This window comes from Nocardiopsis yanglingensis, from assembly GCF_045809185.1.
Lineage (GTDB): Bacteria > Pseudomonadota > Gammaproteobacteria > Xanthomonadales > Xanthomonadaceae > Stenotrophomonas > Stenotrophomonas yanglingensis.
The window spans coordinates 1-24,191 of record NZ_JBJNRH010000013.1 but is presented as its reverse complement, the minus strand read 5'-3'; the positions used below and the strand labels follow the sequence as shown (position 1 = coordinate 24,191).

Below are 24,191 nucleotides of genomic sequence, written 5' to 3'. Positions count from 1 at the left end.
ACGACCATGGACTCAGTCCGACGTAGCCTGCACCGGGTAGCCCAGCAACATAGCTTCCTGCAGGTCGAAGAAGCGCCGCAGCGGGTAGGCCTGTAATGCTCGTTCCCGGACCCAGACCCGGGTCACGCCTTCCCGAGTAGCAAGCAATCGCTCCATTGCCTGCGCCAAGGCAGTAGCATCGCCAATAGCCACCACTTCACCATTGCCGCTGTTCTGCACAATTGTCCGTACACCAGGCAGGTTGGAAGCAATTACCCGTGCACCGCTGAGCATCGCCTCCAGTTGCACCATGCCAAAGGCCTCATAACGATTGACACTGGGCAGGACGAGAACATCCAGGTCCGCGTAGAAGGCCTGAAGCTCCTGCTCGCTGACTCGTCCTCGCACTTCCACCGCATCTCCGAGCGCCGCAATGTTCTCATGGATGGCATCCATGATTCCGCCACCGGCGATGTTGTGGGTATCGCCCACCAGCACCAGACGCACACGCTCGCCATGTCGCGCATGGACTTCGGCAAATGCCTCAAGCAGCACAGGCAGGCCCTTCTCGGCGACAAAACGTCCAACGAAGCCGAACCGGAATACACCATCAGTATTCGTCTGGCTATCGCGCCAGGGCATCGCCTTCATTGGGGCCAGTACCTCGTGCTGCTTGCTGCGGGTACCGGACAACCAAGTCGATGAACTGGCGTAATCATGGGTGAGGACACCAATGTCCCGGGCGCGCCGCGTGGCAAACCAGCAGGATATACGGGTGAGATTGACCGCGATCCGGTCTAGCAATCCTCCCACCACAGCCATGTCACACTGGTAGTTCACCACCAGCTTGCGGCGCTCCACCAGCATCGATAGCAGACCAGATTCGAGCATCGGCATATGCAGGTTGACCACATCGTGCTGCCGGGCAAGGCGGCGGAACGAGGTGATGAACTTCCAGCTCAGTACGCCCTTGTGCATGCGAGCGAAGACCGGGGCACGCACCACGCGTACGCCGCTCACTATTTCATCCTCCGGCAGCCCCGGATCGTGCTGGGTGGTCAGTACCGTGACGTGATGTCGCTGTGCAAGGTCCTCCGCCAGCATCCGAGCGAATTCGGTTACCCCACTCATGTAGGGGGAATAGTAGGTCAGAACGATCAAGATCTTCATGCTCAGCTCGCGCTCACCAAGATTACGCCAAGGACAATCAGGCCGATACCAGCCATACGCAACGGCCCGATATGTTCTCCCAGGAACAACACCGCCAACACCGGTGTCACCACATAGGTCAGGGCGATCATCGGCTGCAGCTTGGTCAGCGGCATGAACTTGAGCAGCACCACCCAAGACACCAGCGGTATCATCTGCAAAATAAAACCGCACACCAGAGGCGCATTCCTGACGGCGGTGAGCAGCATCGGCAGCAGACCATCGGCATAGCTCACACGCTCGGCCCCGATTTTGAGCAGAACCGTGCCACAAGCGCCTAGAAGGACCAGTCCGAAGACAAGCAGAAGTTGCATGGAAAACTGCCTCTTTAATAGCGTCAAGCGAATTGAAACTGAGTAGGACTAGGGTCCTGCATCTTCTGTATGACAGGTACTGGAAATCTTGTGCACCATCCATAGAGCACCAGGTGTACCCTGCGGATCATCCAGCCGGATCCGCTGCCAGCCTGCAACGAGTGGAATTTTCATCCCGTTAGGCAAGAGGCTACCCACTTTCAATAGCGTATCGCCACTGTGGATGGACGTTTCCACAGAGGGGTACTCAGGTGCATGGTCGGCATACACCGTCAGATGGCAGCGTTCGGTCGGAGGCGCCGAGACGATCGCCTCGATTTCAAACCCCGATGTCACTGGACACCCTTCAACCCTGCAAGGCAACCATCCTGCCCCGGATACGGCCACAACAGAGCCGGACTTGGCAAGATCGATCACATTGTATTCGGTGGACTCCTTCATTGAGCCTTTCGGATACTCGAAAGGCGACTTAACCCCGGTGAATGATTTCAGCTGAACAACCCAGCGAGGGAATTTTGCATTCTTCAAAGTGTCGCCGAGGGGAATTCTCGCATAACCTCCACGCATGCCTTCTGCGTCGAGGTTCGGCAGGTAAGCGTGCGACTTCCGTTCATGCGCGAGATAAGAAACGTAGTGCGACTTCTGGAATCGCTCAACACCTTCAGTGCCCGCGTCATCCAACACCCACTCCTGCGCAGCTTCCTTTGGAAGATCACGCTCAAAGTCGAGCGAAAGGCCGTGCATGCCCTTCCATCCTTCCACGACATGCATTGATGGCCGAACGTGATTGACGATGGCCAAGAGCAACAGCAGGAAGACAACGCCCGCATAAACAAGGGCACCTCCGCGTACTCTCGTGTTCCGATCGGCTTCTCCAAAAATACGCAGGCAGTTGAGAATCAGCACCGCCGCGAGCACACATGCAGCAGGGCCTATCATCTGCACAACCTTGTGCTCACCATATGCGTAATCCCGGATTTCGACGAATCCGATCAGGAGCGATGACACCAACAGGAATGAAATCATTGCCACGCGGGTCGAGAGGATCCTCGCACATCCCAGCCCGACAAGCAGGGTCAGGAGCCAGCCAATGTTGAGCATGCGATGGCTGACGTAAGGATTACCATTGACTACCATCCCGGCAAACGGGGATGCCAACCAGGTCAGCGGATTGGCATGCAGGTAGCGCCCCTCCCATGTGCCGCCGCTTGCAATTCCTTCGACGTCACTGGCAGATTGCAGGAGCTCCAGGACCAGGACGTTGGATGCGAGGAAGAACGCTGCGGCACAAAGCAGCCCCCCCTTGATGAACTCTCCCCAAGAGCGGTTGTACACAGCGCCGGAAGCAACGCCAAATGCAGCAAAAATTACCGCTGCTGCGGCGGCTTCGCCATAGCAATGCGCCGCCAGGGAAGCACCCAGGCCCAGCACCAATGCTCTACGCCACCAGCATCGATCGGCGGATGCCGCGATGGCCAGCAGCATTGCAGCAGCAGATGCGCCGATGGTAGTCGCCACGTTGCTATTGATCGCCGCAGCCAGCATGCTGGGAGAGAAATAGATCACTACAATCAGTGCAGCTAGCACCGGCAGCCACAGGAATCGCGCGACGCTGGAACCGGATCGACTTAGCGCGGCAACCGGGAGCAGCCCCAGACCGATGAAAAGGGCGCCCAAAGCTGAGGCGATGATCATCTCGTTCGCTGTACCGCCTCCACCATACGCCAGCGCCATCCCAAGCACCGAGTAGCTTCCGCCCCGATAGACGGGACAATCATTACCGATGTAGACCGCGCCCGATCGGCATCCACCGAGGTTAAGCGTGTCAGCAACTAGATCTGGGGAGACGTATATCGGGTGCTGCGGAGCCCAGCGAGAACCTTCGAAGTAAAAGAGTGTGTCGTGGTTTGAGGTTTCAACAAGCCAGTAGTTCGCGGCGTCCAGCCGGATGCCAACGCCCAACGCAATGACAGCAACTGCTGCGGCCAGTACCAGCGTCCATAGAAGTAGATCAGTACCACCAGTCCGTCGCAGCCTGACCAGCCTGAGCAGACCATAGGCACCAACGGGCACCAGCCCGTAGTAGATCCAGTTCCCCGGAAACCAAAGGTTAAAGTTGATCACCAGCAGCATCATGGCGACTACGCCAAGAACGAGACTGGCGGTGGCTACGACTGCTCCCTGTCGACCGGCAGCCACCAGCACTCCATCGTTCATACGAACGAATAGCGATCCACTGACAAGCAGGAGGAAGGAGCACGCTGCTACGCTGAGCACCGTCATGAGATACGGGTACATTCTTCTAAACCACCTGTGTTTGAAACCGCCCGCGAAGACAGACAGGGCGGTTCAGTGGGCAATTGCCCTGAAACAGATCCCTGCCACAGTCCGAAACGACAGCCGGCCAGGGAAATGACCGTTGGTTTCCACGGACAACCGCAGGCATCGCATTACTTCGCGTTCAACATCCACTCGAGCGTCTGATTGATCTCCGGGCAACTCCAATCGCCAATCAACTGCTTCAACCTGTCATTGCTGCCTCGAAGCACCCGAACTTCATTTGCCCTAACAAAAGCCGGATTGACCCGTATGTCGATGTCGTGACCAGTGATCTGACGGCAGAACTCAACGATTTCACGCAACGAATGAGCGCTACCGGAACAAACGTTGACCGTCGCCGATGCTGACTCCGGCGTGATCATCAGACGCGAATAGGCATCGACCACTGCCCGAACATCACCGAAGTCCCGCCAAACATCGATGTTTCCCAATTCCATGGTCCTTTCTCGGCGCATGAAATGCGAAACGATCTTCGGAATCAGGTACTTTTCATCCTGACCGATGCCGGTGTAGTTGAACGGGCGGGCAATGACGATCGGATACTTGTCGCTCCACAGCCGCGACACATATTCCATGGCCAGCTTACTAACAGCGTAATCGTTTGCAGGATTGGGGGACTCGTCCTCACGGATCACTCCCTCCGTCGCATTGCCGTACACGTTGGCACTGCTGGCGACAAGTACGCCCAGAGGGCGGTGACCTACATCCTGCATCGCCTGGAAGAGGTTTCGAGTCCCCATCAGATTGATCTGATAGAAATCTTCAACCTGGCCGTGGGCGACAAAAGCCAGCGCGGCAAGGTGCACGACGTAGTCTGGGCGTACCTCGTCCATGACCCGCGTCAGCGCGCGTAAATCCCTCAGATCAGCGCGCCCCGCGTGGCCAGCCAGAGCATTGGAATGATCCACTGAGAAGGAGGGGTGCGCTCCTCCCAGTGAGATGACTGAGTATCCCTGATCCTGAAGGGCCCGCACCATGTAGCGTCCGGTGAAGCCGGAAGCACCTGTTACAAGTACGGTCCTATTGTTTACCTCAGAACGAGAAACCACGCTCGTTCCTCTTGAGATCAGCTTCCACCATCATCTGGCACAGCTGTTCCAATGTGGTCTGCGGCTTCCAGCCCAGGATGCGCTCTGCCTTTTCCGGGTTGCCGATCAGCAGATCGACTTCCGCCGGGCGGTGGAACTTCGAGTTGATGCGCATCACGGTCTTGCCGCTCGCGGTATCGATGGCAACTTCATCGATATCCTTGCCCTTGAACTCGACGTCGATGCCGGCACCCTTGAACGCCATGCTGACGAAATCGCGCACGGTTTCGGTACGGTTGGTGGCCAGCACGAAGGTATCCGGCTGGTCGGCCTGCAGCATGCGCCACATGCCTTCCACATATTCCTTGGCAAAGCCCCAGTCGCGCTTGGCATCCAGGTTACCCAGCTCCAGGCAGTCCAGCTGGCCCAGCTTGATCTTGGCCACCGAGTCGGTGATCTTGCGGGTCACGAACTCGCGGCCGCGCAGCGGGCTCTCATGGTTGAACAGGATGCCGCTGGAACCAAAGATGTCGTAACTCTCGCGGTAGTTCACCGTGATCCAGTGCGCGTAGAGCTTGGCCACGCCATACGGGCTGCGTGGGTAGAACGGGGTGTCCTCCACCTGCGGCACGGCCTGCACCTTGCCGAACATTTCCGAAGTCGACGCCTGGTAGAAACGGATCTTCGGGTTGACCAGACGGATCGCCTCCAGCAGGTTCAACGCGCCCACACCGGTGATCTGCGCGGTGGTGGTCGGCTGTTCGAAGCTCACGCCGACGAAGCTCTGCGCGGCAAGGTTGTAGATCTCATCCGGCTGGATTTTCTGCACCATGGCCAGCGAGGTGCCCAGATCGGTCAGGTCATACTCGACCAGGTGCAGGTTCGGGTGATTGGTGACACCCAGTTCGTCCAGGCGCCAGAAATTGACGGAGCTGGTGCGGCGATAGGTGCCATACACCTCGTACCCCTTCTCAAGCAGCAGCTCGGTCAGATAAGCACCGTCCTGGCCGGTAATACCGGTGATAATCGCCTTCTTATTGCTCATTCCGATCTCTCTTCAAAAGTCTGGTTTGGCGGGGTCCGCCAGATCGCGGGGGCAACTGTCTCCTGAGTGCCCGCTCGCCCATGCAACGGTGGATCATAGCTCAGGAACAATGAGGGGATCGTTCAGAGAGAGAGCCGCCTGACAGCAACACCCGCTGCAGCTGCTCAGCGCTCTGCGTCCAGGTCAGCCAGGGCATGCGGTCTGAACGGGTCTCTGCGCCCTGGGCGTGGAGGGGCAACCATTCTCGGATCGCCTGCGCGATGGGGGCGTCGCCGTGCCCCGAGAAGAAGTGTGCATGCCCACCCGCCACTTCCCTGAATACGGGAATATCGCGGGCGATGATCGACAGGCCACGCTGCGCTGCCTCGATCAGCGGCAACCCGAACCCCTCACCTTCCGAGGCAGCCATCAGGCAGCTGGAATTGGCGTAGATCGCATCCAGGTACTCGTCACTGGCACTCTCGAACCAGAACAGCTGGCGACCGAGCCGCGCATGGCCCGCCAACCGGCTGCACAACGCGTCAACCAACCACCCCTTGCGACCGACGATGACCAGATTCACGTCATGCCCTTCCGCCCAGAGCGTCTCGAAGGCCGACAGCACCATCTCATGACCTTTTCGGGGTTCAATCGTCCCAACCATCAGGAAGCTGGGAACGGCAGCGATCCGCTCAATCACCTGCTCCGCATCATCCGGAAGCCCCTTCGACGGCACGCTGCCATCCAGATCGGCACCAAGGTGGAACCAGTCAATGGAGGCTGGGCTTTGCACCTGCTCCTCTTCCATCCAGGCACGGACATCATCGGCCACGGCCCTGGAAATGCAGATGAGCTGGTCGGCGCAGCCAAGGATTTCACGCAGCCACGCTTCATGGTGCTGACCACCGCCGCCCGGCCACCATTCCGGATGCCTGACCGGCAGGATGTCGTAGACCACGAAGCTGATCTTCACGCCACTGCGGCGCAGGTAGCGGAACCACTCGCTTCCCAGCCTCACCGCAGACCCCGTCAAGTCCAGCCCAAGGAACACGTCACCCGCGTGGCAGACCACCGGCACATCGGCCTGCTGTTGCACACCCAACAGCGTTGCCGCATACATGTTGGCGCAGACGTACTGCCCGGAACTGCGATCCAGGCGCACCAACTGCAGCCGATAGCCCGTCGGCGCAAGCTTCGCCCACTCAGCCACCACCGCACGCGTGACGCGCTGGATGCCCGTGCGCAGATCCTTGTCCGCCAGCTCGGTCACATCAACCAGCAGCTGCGGCTCAGCCGTGCAGCTGCGATCAAGCGCATCCGCAGCGCTCAGCAGATCGGTGTTCTGGACATCGGGGAGCGCGCCCAGGCGGGTCGTCGCGATGTTGATCGCTGCCTCGGGCGAGGAGCGCTCCAGTCCCAGTCCAACCACGTGTTCGCATGCATCGACGAAGACCGAGGCCACCCTGTCCCACGAGAACGCCTGCGCCCTCTCCAGTGAATAGTCACGCAGGCGCTGGTTCTCTTCCGGATTGGAGAGAAAATGAGCCATGCGCGCACGGAGCGAATCGACATCCATGGGATCAAACAACGCGGTGGGCTCCGTTGCGATCTCACGGATGCTCGAAGCGTCCGACGCGATGACTGCGGCACCGCAGGCCATCGCCTCCAGCACGGGCAGGCCGAAGCCCTCGTGCCACGAAGGAAACGCAAAGAGACTGCATTCGTTGTAGAGCGCGACCAGTTGCTCATCGGAAACATACCCGGTGAAGACCAGGTCCCTCTCCGCCAAGCCCAGCGACGTCGCCAGCCGCTGCAGTTCATCCACGTGCGGTCCGGGCATATGTCCGGCGAACACAAGCTGCATCCCGGCGCGCAGCTGCGCGTCCAGTCCGGCGTAGGCTTCCACCAGACGCGGCAGATTCTTGCGGCGGTCCGCGCCACCGGTATACAGCACGAAGCCGGCGGTCACCCCAAACGCAACTCGGATCAGGATGCGCCGGGAGTCCAGGGTATCCATCGGACGGAACACCGGATCGCAGGCTGCAGACATGTTGAAGATGCGTTCTGCCGGGAATCCGGCAACGTCGTGCGCTTCCTGCGCCGAGCTTTCCGAGATGGCCACCAGTGCGTCGGCACGCGCCAGCTGTTCCAGCTTGCCGTGATAGAACTCGCGATAGCGCGGATCGGGGTCCAGGTACAGCTTCGGATTCATCAACGGAATCATGTCGTACAGCGTGACGATCGTCGGCACGCGGCAGTGCTGGCTGATGGTTCCCACCGCATTGTCGGCAAAGCCCTCAAACAGGCTGGAGACATGCACGATATCCGGCTGCAGCGTCGCAATTGCAGCCTCACGGACGATTTCGGCCTGAGCCCGACGCAGCGCATTCTCGCCCTCACGCTGGGCAACGGGCAGCGGAACGTGCAGCACGTGGATGCTGGCCCTCGGCAGTAGGCCGGCGAAGGCCTCGCGGATGTGATCGATGCCTTCGGGGAAGGCGCCATTGACCAGAATGTGGACGTCATGGCCACGCGCATTGCGTGCTACCGACAGGGCCAATGACAACGAGTAACGGCCGATGCCTCGCAGGCGGCTTTCACCTTGGGCACCCTGCAGGTCCAGAAGAATCCGCATCATCTACTCTCCCTGCGATTGCCAGCTGCGATATCCGTGTAGAACGCCTGTCCGCGCATGGACAGCTGCTCCAGAGCCTGCACTTCGGTGAGACCCTCGAACGAACCAACCCCGCCGACCAGGCCTGCATGCTGCATGGCTCCCGGCACCTGGGCGATGATCCGGTTGTTGACCGCCACCGAAATCAGCTTGGCGTGCAGCCGCGGCAGCCGCTTCAACAGCGCGTTCAGCGGGCGCGCGACTGCGGGGCGCCGGGCAACACGACGCATGGCCGCGAGCACCACGCGACGCGCAAACATCGTCGGCTGCGTGACCAGATACTTCAGCCCGCGCAACGGTCGGGTGATCCGCCACGAGGTGCTGGTCAAAAGCGCGTGCACGATCTCATTCAGGCGCACGACTTCAGCATCGCGACGTCCGATCTCAACGGCGAACACCTGATTCTGTGCCACTGCCCGCTGGAACTCTTCGCGATACTCTCCGGCCGCTTCCACGATCAGGTTCTTCTCGCGCTGGAAGGCGGCTTCTGAAGCACGCTTTGCCTGCAGCTCTCCCTCCAGCAGTTCGATCTTCCGGGACGCTTCGGCCAACTGCGCACGCTGCTGCCCCTCGACTTCGGCAGCGGCGGACCGCTGTTGCGCTGCTGCTTCAGCAGCAGATGCTCTCAGCTGCGCCATGGCTTCGGCAGCAACTGCATTGGCGGCCGCACAGAACGCCGATTGTGGCGCCAGGACGAAATCATCGAACACATTCGGCCCGCACGTCAGCACGGCGGCCAGCTCAGGATGCGCGTCGCTTACATAGAAGCGATTCAGCCCGTCGAAGTACGCATAGGAGTACCCCTTGGCCAGGACCATCGGATCCCACTGATGGTGGTTCAGTTCCGGACTCTGCGGCCGTGTACCCTCGATTACCAGTACCCAGGGCCGACGCGACCCATTCCAACCTGCGATGACCTCCCGCTCGGCGCCCTCGACATCAATCTTGAGCCAGTGGATCTCACCAGGGCCCGCCATTTCGAACACACTGTCCAAGGTTACTGCCGGGACACGCACTTCACTGACGTTGAAGCCAGCATCGCGATGCTCTTGAGCGATCTGCTCATCCAGCGTGCTCAGACCGGTGTCGGCGACGTCGAAGAAACGGAGCTCACCGGGAACATCGGTGACGGCCACCTGCAACACCTGCTCGTCCGGACGCCGCGCTCGCAGCAGATCCGAGTAGCGCTGGGTGGGCTCAACATGGATGCCGCGCCAGCCACGCTCGTAGAAAGCGAGACTGACAGAGTCGATATCCGGACTCTGCGCGCCGACATCAATGTAGCGGCCACCTTCAATGTGACCCAGTACACGCCACAGGATGATGTCTTCAAAATTCTGGGCGTAGGAAATGAGCTTGGACATGGGTACCCGGAAAATTCAGATGACGGTGCTACGTTCGACAGCAAACTCAGCATCCAGCCAGTTGCTGCCGATAAACATGGGGTGATCCGCGTTCATGACTTCGAAGACCAGCAGATTGTCGACCCATTCGAAGTTGTCGATCATGTGCGTATCGCTGCTGACCAATGCCGGTGAAACCGAGTACGAACCCGGCCCCATGCGGCAGGTGAAATCCAGCGTATAGCGCAGCCGCTCGCCTGCCGACACGTGGCTCTGGACCTGCTCGGTGTGCCAGGTATTGCTGCCCCAGACCACATGCCCTTGCTTGTCGCGGATCATGAAACCCAGCACCAGGCTGGGCAGCGGCGCCCGTACTTCTGCTTCGAGCACCAGCCTGAGCTGCTGCCCCACCATCGCCAGGGCAACCTCGCTGCCCGTGGCTGCATCGACCAGCTTGAGGCTGCTGACCACGGCCTGACCGCTACCACTGCGCGTGGTGATCCAACCCGATTCGTCACGTCGTTGCTCAACGCTGAGCTTCTCGTTCTCCTTGCGGGCGATCAGCGCGTTGTAGAAATCGATCACCTCGTCCGGCGCACCGTCCTTCAGCACCTGTCCCTTGTCGAGCAGGATCACCCGGTCACACAGGGCCTTGACGTCGCCGGGGCTGTGGGAAACCAGCATGATGGAGGTGCCTTCCTCGCGGAAGCGCCGCATGCGGTCGAAGCTCTTGTGCTGGAAGTAGCTGTCACCCACGGAAAGGGCTTCGTCGACGATCAGCAGGTCTGGCGTGAACGCCGTCGCGACCGCGAATGCGACGCGCACCTGCATGCCACTCGAGTACGTCCGCACCGGCTCGTCGAAGTACTCACCGATCTCCGCGAACGCCTCGATCCCCGGCATGGCTTCGGCGATCTGCTCCTGGCTGTACCCCATCAGACCTGCGGAATGGAAGGCATTCTGCCGGCCCGTCAGGTCCTGGTTGAAGCCCATTCCCAGCTCAAGGATGGCCGCGACCCGGCCGGTACGCGTGACTCTCCCCTCGGTCGGCTGTGCGGTACCGGTGATCAGCTTGAGCAACGTGCTCTTGCCGGCGCCATTCTGCCCGATCACACCCACCGCTTCGCCGGGCGCGATCGAGAACGACACGTCCCGGAGGACCCAGTGCTCTTCACGCGGGCGGGTTGGTAGGCCAAACCAGCTCGCTGCGCGCAGCCATTCGCTGCCCCACACCCGGTAGGCCTTGCCCACGCCTTCAACACGCAACTCACCACTCATAGTGCATCCACCATCTCGGGACTGGCACGACGGAAAACGATCAACGATGCCAGCGCCAGCACGCATGCGGCGCCAATCAGCCAGGCCAGGTCAGCCCACACAGGCGGTTGGTCGTAGAGCAGGACGTTCTGGTAGCTGCTCACCAGCGGATACAACGGATTCAACTTGAACAGGCCCTGCACGTGCTCAGGCAGGATGCGGATGTTGTAGACGATCGGCGTCAGCCAGAACAGCGCCTGCAGCACGACGGGCACCACCTGCCCGATGTCACGCATGAACACGTTCAGCACACCCAGCAGCAGTCCGATCGACATCGCAAAGAAGAGCGTGACCAGGATCAGGACCGGCAGCCAAAGCGCCTGCGCTCCCGGGTAGTGGCCGAGCACGGCGAACACCACGAAGATCGCAACGAGCAGCAGAAGGTTGTTGACCAGCATCGTGCCGCCGGCGATGAAGGGCAGGCAGATGCGCGGGAACGCCATCTTCTTCATCAGGTTGCCGCTGTCCACGAACAGCGACACGCATTTGCCGACCGTCTCGGAGAACATGCTCCAGCACAGCGTCCCCGCCATCAGGTACAACGCATAGGCGTACTTGTTGTCGATGCCGGGCAGCTTCGCCGAGAGTACCTCCGACAGGATGGTGGCAAAGATGACGACCTGCATCAGCGGGTGGATGATCATCCACAATGCGCCGAGCTTGCTGCGGATGAAGCGGACCCGCAGTTCATTCTTGATCGACGAAAGGATGAAATACCGGTAGGCCCAGATGGACCGGATCATGTCACTCATTGCCTGCCTCGTACTTCATTGTCTGCATTGATGTCCTGCGTTGTGCGGGCGCCTGCCTGGATCTGGCGAAGGCGTTCAACGACGCCGCGGGCGGCGGCGCGGGAGGATAGAACTGCCTCAACACGCCCGCGTCCTGCCAGCCCCAGCTTCGTGGCAAAGGCCGGCTCGTCGGCCAATCGGCGCATCCACGCCGCGGCCGCCGCAACATGCGCGTCCGCCCAGCGCTGGCCCTTACCTGCGGGGTACTCGCCGTCGCGCACCGGAACAAGTGTGAAATCGACCAACGCGGCCGAATCTGCATCCATGAACTCCATATTGCCCGACCACGCGGTGGCGATGACCGGCTTGCCCATGGCCATGCACTCGGCCAATCCCAGGCCGAAGCCTTCGGCGCGATGAAGCGACACATAGGCGTCACAGCATCGCTGCAGCGCATTGAGGTGCTCGCGTGCAATGACTTCGTCACGGATGATGATGCGCTCGTCATTCTCGGCCAGAACCAGGAGGTGCTTGAGCAAATGCGGGAAGCGATGACCGTTGCTGCTCTTGACCAGCAATCGCACATCACGGCGCTCTGGCGGAAATGCCTCCCGAAATGCGCGGATCACGGCCTCCGGATTCTTGCGCTCCATCCGCGAGCTGAAATCGAAGGACGTGAGGAAGATGAATGCATCCTCCGACAAGCCGAAGTCCGCACGCTGCAGCCCGCTGTCGTGCAGGACACCAAGCGGCATCGGGATACGCGTCACCGGCTTGCGGGTCGCTTCCGCCACTGCATCCTGGATGAAGCGGGTTGCCACCAGTACCTCGTCCACCAGCTCCAGCGCCGGCAACCAGCTGTCAGGGAGGCGTTCGAGCTCCCAGAACCAACAGGCAATCAGGTAACGCCCCTGCCCCCTGGCCAGCGAAATACTGGCCAAGGCCTGCTCAAGATAATCCGGATTGATGAAGATGATGCTGACCGCATGCGGCATCCGATCATCGATATAGGCATCCAGTACATGCTCGTCGCGAGCGTTCGGCAAGCCAAGATCGATATCGCGAAGCGCAACCGGCACACCCTGTTCAATCAGCGCGCGCGCATAGCTGCGGGCAGCTTCGGCCAACCCGAACTGGCCGTGGATGTAGCCCAGGATGTTGACCCCGGGCTGTTCTGCCGCACTGCTTGCAACACGAACGACTACCTCATCGGCAGAGCGCAGCTGCCTCTGCCAGGCTGCGGTGCGCACAAATCGTGTCTGTGCCTGCAACCGGCGCGAGAACAGCCGCAATGCGCGCTCGCGCAGCCCGATGGGCAGCAGATGAAAGGCAACACGCAGCCACGGCTGGCTGCGCAGCCACGTCAACGCGCGCACCGAAGCAGCAGCCGAAATGGAATCCGGACGAGTCATGGGAAGAGGGTTGGGCAGTCAGCCGCCCAGCGCCCTTTCCAGATCCACCTGCAGATCCCCCAACTCCTCAACGCCCACGCTCAGCCTTACCAGCGCATCGCTGATCCCCAGCTGTTCCCGCCGCGCGACCGGAATCGAGGCGTGCGTCATCACCGCCGGGTGGTTGACCAGGCTTTCCACGCCGCCCAGCGACTCGGCCAGGGTGAACAGCTCGGTCTTCTCGCAGAAACGCTTGGCCGCCTCGAACCCGCCCTTGAGCACGATCGAGACGATGCCGCCGTAACCGGACATCTGCTTGCCGGCCAGCTCATGCTGCGGGTGCGAGGCCAGGCCCGGGTAGATCACCTTCTCCACCGCCGGGTGCTTTTCCAGCCACTGGGCCAGCGCCAGCGCGTTGGCGCAGTGCGCCTTCATGCGCAGCGGCAGGGTCTTCAGGCCACGCAGGGCCAGGAAGCTGTCGAACGGGCCCTGCACGCCACCCACCGAGTTCTGCAGGAAGGCCATCTGCTCGGCCAGCTCGGCGTTGTCGCCGACCACGACCATGCCACCGACCATGTCCGAATGGCCGTTGAGGTACTTGGTGGCCGAATGCAGGACCAGGTCCGCGCCCAGCTCCAACGGACGCTGCAGCATCGGCGAGGCGAAGGTGTTGTCGACCACCACGATCAGGCCATGGCGTTTGGCGATGGCGGTGACCGCGGCGATGTCGACGATCTTCAGCATCGGGTTGGTCGGGGTCTCGATCCAGACCATCTTCGTCTTCGACGTGATGGCGGCCTCGAACGCGGCCAGATCGGTCAGGTCGACGAAGCTGAAGTCCAGCGCAGCGGTACGGCGACGCACACGCTCGAACAGGCGGAAGCTGCCACCGTAGATGTCATCCATCGCCACCACGTGGCTGCCGGCGTCCAGCAGCTCGATCACGGTCGAGCTCGCCGCCATGCCCGAGGCGAAAGCGAAGCCGCGGGTACCGCCTTCCAGCGACGCCACGCAACGCTCATAGGCGAAGCGGGTCGGATTGTGGGTACGCGAGTACTCGAAGCCTTGATGCTCGCCCGGGCTGGACTGCGCATAGGTCGAGGTGGCGTAGATCGGCGGCATCACCGCGCCGGTGCTGGGGTCGGGCGACTGGCCACCGTGGATGGCCAGGGTAGCCAGGGCCAGGGCGCGATCCTGGGAAGTAGCGTTGGACATGTTGTTTCCTGAGGGGCGCCGACGCACGGCGCCATCGAAGGTGCGGAAGTCTACCAGCGCGGCCTTAACGACCTTTGACGCGGATAAACCGGAATTCAGCAGCGAACGTCTTCGATCAGCGGCTTACTGCACGCGACGGCGCAGGTAGTTCAGCAGGTCGATGCGGGTGATCAGGCCCAGGAAGGCGTCGCCGTCCATCACGATGGCCACCTGGCCGCGGTCGAACACCGGCAGCAGCGCCTCGATCGGCGATTTCACGTCCAGCCGGTCCAGCTTGCTGACCATCGCGGTGGCGACGCTGTCGCGGAAGCGGGCCTCATCGCCATACACGTGCAGCAGCACGTCGCTTTCGTCGACGATGCCGACCAGCTGGTCACCATCCATCACCGGCAGCTGCGACACGTCGTACAGCTTCATGCGCTGGTAGGCCGTGGTCAGCAGGTCGTTCGGACCGATCACGACTGTGTCGCGCTGGCCGTACGGGCGCAGGATCAGGTCGCGCAGGTCGCCGTGCTGCGGGCGCTGCAGGAAGCCGTTGTCCAGCATCCAGTAGTCGTTGTACATCTTCGACAGGTACTTGTTGCCGGTATCCGGTACCAGCACCAGCACCTTCTTCGGCATGGTCTGCTCCTTGCAGTACTTCAGGCCGGCGGCCAGCAGGGTGCCGGTGGACGAACCACCCAGGATGCCTTCCTTGCCCAGCAGTTCGCGTGCGGTGTGGAAGCTCTCGGCGTCGCTGATGGCATAAGCCTTCCTGACCCGGCTGAAATCGGAGATCGACGGCAGGAAGTCCTCGCCAATGCCTTCCACCAGCCAGCTGCCCGACTTGTCGTTCAGATTGCCGTCGTTGATGTACTCGGCCAGGATCGAGCCGACCGGGTCGGCCAGCACCAGCTCGGTCTTCGGCGACAGCTTGGCGAAGGCGCGCGACAGGCCGGTCATGGTGCCGGAGCTGCCACAGCCGAACACGATGGCGTCGAGGTCGCCGCCCATCTGCTCGAGGATCTCCGGGCCGGTACCGAATTCATGCGCCGCCGGGTTGTCCGGGTTGCCGAACTGGTTGATGAAGTAGGCGCCCGGGGTCTGCTCGGCGATGGTCTTGGCCAGGTCCTGGTAGTACTCGGGGTGCCCCTTGGCCACGTCCGAGCGGGTCAGACGCACTTCAGCGCCCATCGCCTTCAGGTTGAAGATCTTTTCGCGGCTCATCTTGTCGGGAACGACCAGGATCAGCTTGTAGCCCTTCTGCTGGGCCACCAGGGCCAGACCGAGGCCGGTGTTGCCTGCCGTGCCCTCGACCAGGGTCGCGCCCGGCTTCAGGTCGCCGCGCCGCTCCGCCGCCTCGATCATCGACAGGCCGATGCGATCCTTGATCGATCCGCCCGGGTTGGCGCTCTCCAGCTTCAGGTAGAGCTCGCAGACGCCGGTGTCCAGGCGCTGGGCCTTGACGATCGGGGTCTGGCCGATGAGTTCGAGGACGGAAGAATGGATGGGCATTCGGAGGACTTTCGGTTCGCGCCACACAGGGCCGGACCGATGATTATCCGACGGATGGCGATGAAAGTCAGGTCGCCGCGGCAGTGACCTGCCCGCCGTAAAAAAGAGATGCGGACGGCCCCGGATCGACGAGGAGACCGGTACCGCCCGCATCGGTGAGTTGTGCCTGCAGGCCAAGGCACCACCGCTTGTGGTGCCTTGGCGCGGCCGCCTCATCGGCGGTACCGCGATGCCGGGGCAGGAGCGCCCGGCGGGGCCATCGATGGCCGGGTCACGCCGTTCCGGGCGTGACGGAGTGCGTCAAAGCGTGGGGGACGTCGTTGGGAGCGGTGTTTCGTACATTCGCAGAAGTCGTTGCTTGGCCAGCAGCTTCTCGCGCTTCATGCGACCCAGGGTGACATCATCGATCGGGAGTACACCCAACTCCGCGTCCATGCACTTCTTGTTCAACTTGCGGTGCTGGTCATGGAGTGCCCTGAACTCCGGATCACGCGCGCGACGGGCGTCGATCTCGCTCTGGGGCTGATCTTCAAACATGATGGACCTCCTTCGACAGATACACGAACGCCCCGGCCGCAAGGCACGGGGCGTTGTTCATGGAGGAGCGCCGGTCGATGGCCACCTGGACGCCTGCAACGACCTGCGGCACTGGCCTGCGCACGTCGATTTGCTGCGGTTCGCGCCCTGTTTGCATCGGCCCGGCCCTCCCATCGTCCGGTCCGCGGCATTGCGTCCCGGACGATTGACCCTACGCCTGCTCAAGGCGGGGTACAAGACCCCTGCGGCAAAAAGACCGAACCCCGCCGGGGCGGGGTTCAGGCTGAATGCTCATCGCAACGAAAAACAAACAATATCAAGCAATTACGGGGCGATGATGACCTCGGCCGAACGCGCCCGGGTGGACGCCGCCTTCTTGCCGCTGAGCTGGATCCGGTTGCTGGCGACACCCGCCGCGACCAGGGCATCACGCAGGGCCTCGGCACGCTTCTGACCGACCCCGTTGGCGCTGTCATAGGCCTCGATCCTCAGGCGGCCCTTCTTGCCGATGTTCAGGTACTCGGCCAGCGCCTTGGCCTGGTTGCGGGCGCCACCGGACAGGCTGGAGGCGCCAGTGGCGAATGCGTCACCACTGAAGGTGAAGACTTCGCCACGGCCATCGAACTTCGAGCCAGGCAGCTTCTGCCCCGACACCAGTTCGGCTTCCTCGCGGGCCAGCTTGGCGGCATTCTGCTGGGCGGCGCTGAGGCGCTGCTGCTGCTTGCCGGCCACGCTGGTCAGGGCGTTCTCGGCGTCCTGACGGGCCAGGGTCTCGGCCTCGGCGGCCTGGCGCAGACGCTCAGCCTCCTCGGCCTGCATCTGCGCCTGCATGCGCAGCTGCTCGGCTTCCTGGCGGGCACGGGCGGCGTCGCGGCGGCTGGCCTCGATCAGCAGGTCACTGCGGGTACGTTCCAGGCGGTCGACCTCGCGCGCGGCCATCGCGGTGCGCACGGCAGTCTCGGCGATCTCCACCCGGCGCTCGGCCAGATAGGTGGCCAGCTCCTGGTCGCGGCGCTTGGCCTTGTCCAGGGTGGCGATCGCCTGCTGGGCCTGCATGCGCTCGAAGGCGCCCAGCTCAGCGGTGTCGGGATTGGCCTGGATGGCCATCAGGCGCTGGCTCAGCTGCGCCACCATCGGGTTGTCGGCGGCCACGGCCAAGGTCGGCAGCGCCAGCAGCGCGGCCAGGGTTGCGGCGGTCATCGGCTTCACCGGCGGTCCTCCCCGGTCGACAGCTGGCGTTGCAGCTGGTTGACCTCATTGCGGCGCAGCTGCAGCTGCGCGGATACGGTGGCTTCCTCGCTGCGGACGCGGGCCAGGTCGGCATCGGCGGCGGCGCGCAGGGCCATCGCCGAGGCATTCTTGCGCTCGCGGCGGTCGCCGGCAGCACGCTGGGCCTGCTCCAACCCCTGCCGGGCCAGCCCGATCAGGTCGGGGGCGTACTGGTCGGCGTCGGCCTGGGTGGCCTTGTCGACCGCCTGCCGGGCCTGGGCCAGTTCCAGTGCGCCGTCCTGCGCCCAGGCGGGGGCAGACAGTGCGAATGCAAACGCCATCACATACAGGCCATGGCGCATTCGTGCGAAGCTAAGTCGTTTCATTGGGGAGGCCGTACCGGTTGTCGGTTCACGGCCATTGTCGTCAAGCCGACACCGTGCTGGCAACGGGCGTCGGCCGTTTCGTTGGGGAAAATTCGCAATGGATATCGGCTACTTCCTGAAGCTGATGACCGAAAAGAACGCTTCGGACATGTTCCTGACCACCGGAGCACCGGTCTACATCAAGATCGAGGGGAAGCTTTATCCGCTGGGCAACACCGGCCTGCCGCCGGGCATGGTCAAGAAGATCGCCTACTCGCTGATGGACGAAGGCCAGGTGCCGCAATTCGAGCGCGAGCTGGAGCTCAACATGGCCATCGCCCTGCCTGATGCGGGGCGCTTCCGCGTCAACGTGTTCAAGCAGCGGGGCGAAGTCGGCATGGTCATCCGCGCCATCCGCAGCCGCATCCCGAGCATCGAGGAGCTGAACCTGCCGCAGGTGCTGAAGGACGTCATCATGACCCCGCGCGGGCTGGTGCTGGTGGTGGGGTCCACCGGTTCCGGCAAGTCCACCTCGCTGGCGTCGATGATCGACCACCGCAACAGCACCACCACCGGTCACATCCTCACCATCGAGGACCCGATCGAGTACCTGCACAAGCACAAGATGTCGATCGTCAACCAGCGCGAAGTCGGGCTGGACACCCATGCCTTCCACAACGCGCTGAAGAACGCGATGCGTGAAGCACCGGACGTGATCCTGATCGGCGAGATCCTGGATGCGGAAACGATGGAGGCGGCGATCGCCTTCGCCGAAACCGGCCACCTGTGCCTGGCCACCCTGCACTCCAACAACGCCGACCAGACCATCGAGCGCATCCTCAACTTCTTCCCGGAAAGCGCGCACAAGAACGTGCTGATGAACCTGGCGCTGAACCTGCGGGCAGTGATCAGCCAGCGCCTGGTGAAGAACAAGGAGGGCCGTCGCCTGCCGGCCACCGAGGTGCTGATCAACACGCCGATGATCCGTGACCTGCTGCGTCGCGGCCAGGTGCACGAGATCAAGGCAGCGATGGAAGGCTCGCTGGAAGAAGGCATGGAGAGCTTCGACCAGTGCCTGTTCCGGCTGGCCAAGGCGGGCATCATCGAGCAGGAGGAAGCGCTGCGCGCGGCCGACTCGCGCGATGGCCTGGCCCTGAAGTTCCGATTGTCCGAAGGCAGCAGTGGCGAGCACGACCCGTACGCGGATTTCTCGGCGGGCGCGCCGAGCATCACCCACGGGTTCTGATCCCCGCACTGCTCTTTCGATACCGGTAGCGCCGGGCCATGCCCGGCGGAAGCCTGAAGGATTCAGGGGCGGTCTCATCCAATGAGACCCCTCATCCGTAGGTTTCCGCAATGGAAACCATCCGCAAGCTTGCCATCCTGGCTGACGCCGCCAAGTACGACGCCTCCTGCGCCTCCAGTGGCTCGGGCAAGCGCGATTCGCGCGCCAGCCGCGGCATCGGCAGCACCGAAGGCATGGGCATCTGCCACAGCTATACACCGGACGGCCGCTGCGTTTCGTTGCTGAAGATCCTGCTGACCAACTTCTGCATCTACGACTGCGCCTACTGCGTGAACCGGGTCTCCAGCAACGTAGCCCGTGCGCGCTTCAGCGTGGACGAGGTGGTCGCGCTCACCCTCGACTTCTACAAGCGCAACTACATCGAGGGGCTGTTCCTGTCCAGCGGCATCATCCGCAATGCCGACTACACCATGGAGCAGATGGTGGAGGTGGCGCGGCAGCTGCGCGAAGAACACCGCTACGCCGGTTACATCCACCTCAAGACCATTCCCGAGGCTTCGCCCGAGCTGCTGGCCAGCGCCGGTCGCTACGCCGACCGCCTGTCAATCAACGTGGAACTGCCCACCGAGGCCGGGCTGAGCGCGCTGGCGCCGGAAAAAACCGTGCACTCGATCCGTGGCGCGATGGGCGAGCTGCGCTGGCGCATCGAGGAAGCGAAGGAGGCGCGCAAGGCGCCGGCCGTGGTCGCGCCAACGACCACCCGCAGCGCGCGCCCTCGCCCGCCGCGCTTCGCCCCGGCCGGGCAGAGCACGCAGATGATCGTCGGCGCGGACGGGGCCAACGACCAACAGATCCTGGCCAGCGCCGATGCGCTGTACGGCAACTACCGCATGCGCCGGGTGTACTACTCCGCGTTCAGCCCCATTCCGGACGCCAGCCGGCAGCTGCCACTGCAACCGCCCCCGCTGCAGCGCGAACATCGCCTCTACCAGGCCGACTGGTTGCTGCGCTTCTACGGGTACGGCGTGGATGAAATCACCGATACCACCCAGAACGGCATGCTGGACCTGGATATCGATCCGAAGATGGCCTGGGCGATCCGCCACCCCGAACGCTTTCCCGTGGACCTCAACCGCGCACCGAAAGAGCTGCTGCTGCGTGTGCCCGGGCTGGGCGTGCGCAACGTGAAACGGGTGCTGATGGCGCGCCGGCACGGCCGCCTGCGCGTGGCTGACATCGCGCGCCTGAAGGCCCCGATGAGCAAACTGCTGCCGTTCGTGCTGCTGGCTGACCATCATCCGCGCAAAGCGCTGGACGACCCGGCGGCGCTGCGCGCGCAGCTGGCCCCGCCCCCGCGGCAGGGTTCGTTGTTCGATGCCCCGCCCGCCGCCTGACGCGCAGCGCTGGTCGCTGCGTGTGGACCCGCCGTGGTCGCTGGAGCCTTGGCGCGAGGCCGCGCGCGAGGCACTGCTGCGCGACGTGGCACCGCCGCAGCTGGACTGGATCGAAGGCAGTGAGGTTTCGCTGCTGGATGCGCCGGCCGTACAGCTGGCACCGATGCCTGCCGATGCCGCTGCGCCCAGCGTTCCGCGCGACTTCCTCGACCTGGCGGCGACCTGCCTGTGTCATCGCGACCCCCAGCGTCTGGCCCTGCTGTATCGCCTGCTGTGGCGCATTACTCATGGCGAGCGTTCGGTGCTGACCAACCCCGCCGATGCCGATGTCCTGCGCGCGAACGGACTCGCCCAGGCCGTTCGCCGAGATACGCACAAGATGAAAGCGTTCGTGCGATTCCGCGAGGTGCCTGGCCAGCCCGATGCCTTCATCGCGTGGTTCGAGCCAGAGCACCACATCGTTGATCGGGTAGCCCCCTTCTTCGCACGCCGCTTCACCGGGATGCGCTGGGCGATACTGACCCCTTCGCGCAGCGTCGCCTGGGATGGGCAGGCGCTTGCCTTCGGCCCCGGCGCGCGGCGCGAGGATGCCCCAGCCGAGGATGCACTCGAGTCGCTGTGGCAGACCTACTACGCCAACATCTTCAATCCGGCGCGGCTCAACACACGGATGATGATGCAGGAGATGCCGGCCAAGTACTGGCGCCACCTGCCCGAGGCGCAGTTGCTGCCGCGGCTGGTGCGCGATGCGGGCGATCGCGTGCAGGAAATGCATGACCGGCCCGCGCAGGCACCGCAGCGCAGGATTCCCATGCGTAGGGACGCTGCGTCGGCGCCCCCCGATACCGGCAGCCTGCAGACGCTGCGACAGCAGGCCAGCGCCTGCCGCCAGTGCCCGCTGTGGGAGACCGCCACGCAGGCGGTGTTCGGCCAGGGGCCGGCCGATGCGCGGGTGATGGTAATCGGCGAGCAGCCTGGTGATACCGAGGATCTGCGCGGCCAGCCATTCGCCGGCCCGGCAGGCCAGCTGCTGGACCGTGCCCTGGCCGAGCTGGGAATCGATCGCGCCACGCTGTACCTGACCAATGCGGTGAAGCACTTCCACCATGAGCGCCGCGGCAAGATCCGGCTGCACAAGCGTCCGGAAAGCCGCCACATCCAGGTCTGCCGGCCATGGCTGATGGGCGAGATCGCGCGGGTGCGGCCGCAGGTCATCGTCTGCCTGGGCGCTACCGCGGCAGCCTCGGTATTTGGCCGTGATTTCAATCTGACGCACGACCGTGGACGCTGGCACACGCTGGAGGATGGCACCCGCGGCTACGCCACCGTGCATCCGGCGTGGGTACTGCGGCAGGGCGATGATGCACGCCGCGAGGATGCCTACCGGTTGTTCCGCGATGACCTCGCGCGATTGCTGCAAAAAGGGGACGGAGGGGATTAAGTCGTATGTGCACTTACGACGTAATCCCCTCCGTCCCCTTTTTTGGGATCAGGCGGCGTCGGGCTGGTTTTCCGGACGCGCGCTGTCGAAGGCGTCCAGCGCTTGGCAGGCCGCCTCGATACGGCGCAGGGTCGGGTACGGCGTCAGGTCCAGGCCGAAGCGGTGTGCGTTGTACAGCTGCGGCAGCAGGCAGATGTCGGCCAGTCCGGGGCGGTCGCCGTGGCAGAAGGTGCCGGTGTCGCGGCTGTTGGCCAGCATCGCTTCCATCGCAGCAAAGCCTTCGGCCATCCAGTGCAGGGTCCACTGCATGCGGGCATCGGCCGGCAGCTGCAGGTTGCGCTCCAGATACTGCATCACCCGCAGGTTGTTGATCGGATGGATGTCGCAGGCCACCAGCTGGGCCAGGGCCCGCACCCGCGCGCGGCCGGCGGCGTCGGCCGGCAGCAGCGGCACCTGTGGGAAGCGCTCATCCAGGTATTCGAGGATCGCCAGCGACTGGGTGAGCGTATGCCCGTCATGCAGCAGGGTGGGCACCAGCTGCTGCGGATTGAGGGCGCGATAGGCGTCCAGGTGCTGCTCTCCGCCTTCGCGCACCAGGTGCACCGGCCGCGCCTCCCAGGCCAGGCCCTTCAGCTCCAGGCCGATGCGCACGCGGTAGGCGGCGCTGGATCGCCAGTAGGTGTACAGCACGATGCCGTCGTCAACCAGGATGTCCATCGCCGCCTCCATGCTCAGGGCTTGGCCGCCTGTTCGATGCGCTGCTCGATCGCACCGAAGATGCTGTTGCCCGCGGCATCGAGCATCTCGATGCGGACTACGTCGCCGAAGGACATGAACGGCGTGCTCGGCTTGCCGTCACGCAGGGTTTCGACCACGCGCTGCTCGGCGAAGCACGATGCGCCCTTGCTGGTGTCTTGGTTGGCGATGGTGCCCGAGCCGACGATGGTACCGGCGCCCAGCGGACGGGTCTTGGCCGCATGCGCGACCAGCTGGGCGAAGTTGAACTGCATGTCCACGCCCGCTTCCGGCGCACCGAACCATTTCCCGTTGATGTGGGTCAGCAGCGGCAGGTGCACCTTGCTGTCCTGCCAGGCCGCACCCAGCTCATCGGGGGTGACGAACACCGGCGACAGCGCCGAACGCGGCTTGGACTGCAGGAAGCCGAAGCCCTTGGCCAGCTCGCCCGGGATCAGGTTGCGCAACGAAACATCGTTGACCAGGCCGACCAGCTGGATATGGCCCGCAGCCTGTTCCGGGGTGGCGGCCATCGGTACGTCGTCGGTGATCACCACGATTTCCGCTTCCAGGTCGATGCCGTAGTCCTCGCTGACCACCTTGACCGCATCGCGCGGGCCGTAGAAGCCGGCGCTGGTGGCCTGGTACATCAGCGGATCGGTGTAGAAGCTTTCCGGCACCTCGGCGCCACGGGCGCGGCGCACACGCTCGACATGCGGCAGGTAGGCGCTGCCATCAACGAATTCGTAGGCGCGCGGCATCGGCGCGGCCAGCGCCTGCGGGTCGAGGTCGAACACGCCATCGGCGTCGCCGGCGTTGAGCGATTCGTACAGCGCGTTCAGGCGCGGCGCGATGTGGCTCCAGTCCTCCAGGGCCTGCTGCAGGGTGGCGGCAATGCCGGTGGCGCGCACGCCGTGGCGCAGGTCACGCGAGACGACGATCAGGGTGCCGTCGCGGCCGCCTTCCTTCAAAGAACCAAGCTTCATGGGTGGGTGTCCGGAGTCGTGGGCAAACAAGTTTCAAGTGTAATCAAATATGCGACGGCGCCAAGCTGCAGCGCGGCATCGTGCCACCCTACCGTAGTGGGGTTCGGCAGGGCTTGCAGCCCTGCACCTGCTTTGCAAGCCAAAGCAACGTCAAATGCCAGAGCGGCTCTGGTTTGCTGTGAGTTGGGCGGGGGGGGGGGGGGGGGGGGGGGGGGGCGC

General features: G+C 63.3%; 20 protein-coding genes. 3 read left to right on the top strand and 17 right to left on the bottom strand.

Annotated elements, in window-relative coordinates:
• Positions 1–12: 12 nt before the first annotated feature.
• From ACJ7C5_RS16165 to ACJ7C5_RS16095, 15 genes are all read right to left on the bottom strand, one after another.
• Entirely contained in the window at positions 13–1,149 is a 1,137-nt protein-coding gene (locus ACJ7C5_RS16165) for a glycosyltransferase family 4 protein (protein ID WP_412704467.1), read from the bottom strand.
• A gap of 2 nt (positions 1,150–1,151) precedes the next feature.
• The gene (locus ACJ7C5_RS16160) at positions 1,152–1,502 is read right to left on the bottom strand and encodes an EamA family transporter (RefSeq protein ID WP_088024041.1); all 351 of its coding nucleotides are present in this window, start codon (positions 1,500–1,502) and stop codon (positions 1,152–1,154) included.
• Between the two features lie 48 nt (positions 1,503–1,550).
• Positions 1,551–3,800 carry a hypothetical protein gene (locus ACJ7C5_RS16155; RefSeq protein ID WP_412704466.1) on the bottom strand — a complete coding sequence of 750 codons (2,250 nt, stop codon included), beginning with the start codon at positions 3,798–3,800 and terminating at the stop codon, positions 1,551–1,553.
• Between the two features lie 152 nt (positions 3,801–3,952).
• The gene (locus ACJ7C5_RS16150; protein ID WP_412704465.1) at positions 3,953–4,891 is read right to left on the bottom strand and encodes a GDP-mannose 4,6-dehydratase; all 939 of its coding nucleotides are present in this window, start codon (positions 4,889–4,891) and stop codon (positions 3,953–3,955) included.
• A complete protein-coding gene (gene gmd, locus ACJ7C5_RS16145) occupies positions 4,875–5,915 on the bottom strand; it encodes a GDP-mannose 4,6-dehydratase (protein ID WP_088024032.1) in 1,041 nt (346 codons plus the stop codon). The genes ACJ7C5_RS16150 and gmd overlap by 17 nt, the downstream gene beginning before the upstream one ends.
• A gap of 100 nt (positions 5,916–6,015) precedes the next feature.
• Positions 6,016–8,532: a glycosyltransferase family 4 protein gene (locus ACJ7C5_RS16140; RefSeq protein WP_412704464.1), complete on the bottom strand. Its 2,517-nt coding sequence runs from the start codon at positions 8,530–8,532 to the stop codon at positions 6,016–6,018.
• Positions 8,529–9,932 carry an FkbM family methyltransferase gene (locus ACJ7C5_RS16135; RefSeq protein ID WP_412704463.1) on the bottom strand — a complete coding sequence of 468 codons (1,404 nt, stop codon included), beginning with the start codon at positions 9,930–9,932 and terminating at the stop codon, positions 8,529–8,531. Before ACJ7C5_RS16135 ends, ACJ7C5_RS16140 begins: the two co-directional genes overlap by 4 nt.
• Positions 9,933–9,947: 15 nt before the next feature.
• On the bottom strand, positions 9,948–11,189 hold the full coding sequence (locus ACJ7C5_RS16130; RefSeq protein WP_412704462.1) for an ABC transporter ATP-binding protein: 1,242 nt from the start codon (positions 11,187–11,189) through the stop codon (positions 9,948–9,950).
• The gene (locus ACJ7C5_RS16125) at positions 11,186–11,971 is read right to left on the bottom strand and encodes an ABC transporter permease (RefSeq protein ID WP_094000649.1); all 786 of its coding nucleotides are present in this window, start codon (positions 11,969–11,971) and stop codon (positions 11,186–11,188) included. The genes ACJ7C5_RS16130 and ACJ7C5_RS16125 overlap by 4 nt, the downstream gene beginning before the upstream one ends.
• Before the next feature lie 5 nt (positions 11,972–11,976).
• Positions 11,977–13,371: a glycosyltransferase family 4 protein gene (locus ACJ7C5_RS16120; RefSeq protein ID WP_412704461.1), complete on the bottom strand. Its 1,395-nt coding sequence runs from the start codon at positions 13,369–13,371 to the stop codon at positions 11,977–11,979.
• Between the two features lie 18 nt (positions 13,372–13,389).
• Positions 13,390–14,565 (bottom strand): cystathionine gamma-synthase, encoded by a 1,176-nt coding sequence (locus tag ACJ7C5_RS16115; RefSeq protein ID WP_412704460.1) that lies wholly within the window; start codon positions 14,563–14,565, stop codon positions 13,390–13,392.
• Between the two features lie 123 nt (positions 14,566–14,688).
• Entirely contained in the window at positions 14,689–16,059 is a 1,371-nt protein-coding gene (locus ACJ7C5_RS16110) for a pyridoxal-phosphate dependent enzyme (protein WP_412704459.1), read from the bottom strand.
• 300 nt (positions 16,060–16,359) lie between these two features.
• Complete coding sequence (locus ACJ7C5_RS16105; RefSeq protein ID WP_005407964.1) at positions 16,360–16,596, bottom strand: HP1242/YdcH family protein; 237 nt, start codon at positions 16,594–16,596, stop codon at positions 16,360–16,362.
• Between the two features lie 324 nt (positions 16,597–16,920).
• Positions 16,921–17,796, bottom strand: coding sequence for a hypothetical protein (locus ACJ7C5_RS16100; RefSeq protein ID WP_412704458.1), 876 nt, complete (start codon positions 17,794–17,796; stop codon positions 16,921–16,923).
• Between the two features lie 5 nt (positions 17,797–17,801).
• On the bottom strand, positions 17,802–18,191 hold the full coding sequence (locus tag ACJ7C5_RS16095; protein ID WP_412704457.1) for a DUF4398 domain-containing protein: 390 nt from the start codon (positions 18,189–18,191) through the stop codon (positions 17,802–17,804).
• Positions 18,192–18,288: 97 nt separating this feature from the next.
• Here ACJ7C5_RS16095 and ACJ7C5_RS16090 point away from each other — a divergent pair, with 97 nt between their 5' ends.
• From ACJ7C5_RS16090 to ACJ7C5_RS16080, 3 genes are all read left to right on the top strand, one after another.
• A complete protein-coding gene (locus ACJ7C5_RS16090; protein ID WP_014645840.1) occupies positions 18,289–19,416 on the top strand; it encodes a PilT/PilU family type 4a pilus ATPase in 1,128 nt (375 codons plus the stop codon).
• Between the two features lie 110 nt (positions 19,417–19,526).
• Positions 19,527–20,810 carry a putative DNA modification/repair radical SAM protein gene (locus tag ACJ7C5_RS16085; protein WP_412704456.1) on the top strand — a complete coding sequence of 428 codons (1,284 nt, stop codon included), beginning with the start codon at positions 19,527–19,529 and terminating at the stop codon, positions 20,808–20,810.
• Positions 20,791–22,251: a UdgX family uracil-DNA binding protein gene (locus ACJ7C5_RS16080; RefSeq protein ID WP_412704455.1), complete on the top strand. Its 1,461-nt coding sequence runs from the start codon at positions 20,791–20,793 to the stop codon at positions 22,249–22,251. Before ACJ7C5_RS16085 ends, ACJ7C5_RS16080 begins: the two co-directional genes overlap by 20 nt.
• 48 nt (positions 22,252–22,299) lie before the next feature.
• Here the strand turns inward: ACJ7C5_RS16080 and maiA are convergent, their stop codons facing one another.
• Together maiA and ACJ7C5_RS16070 are read right to left on the bottom strand one after the other, a co-directional pair.
• Positions 22,300–22,968, bottom strand: coding sequence for a maleylacetoacetate isomerase (gene maiA, locus ACJ7C5_RS16075; RefSeq protein ID WP_154348453.1), 669 nt, complete (start codon positions 22,966–22,968; stop codon positions 22,300–22,302).
• Positions 22,969–22,982: 14 nt separating this feature from the next.
• Positions 22,983–23,972 carry a fumarylacetoacetate hydrolase family protein gene (locus ACJ7C5_RS16070; protein ID WP_100442658.1) on the bottom strand — a complete coding sequence of 330 codons (990 nt, stop codon included), beginning with the start codon at positions 23,970–23,972 and terminating at the stop codon, positions 22,983–22,985.
• Positions 23,973–24,191: the final 219 nt, after the last annotated feature.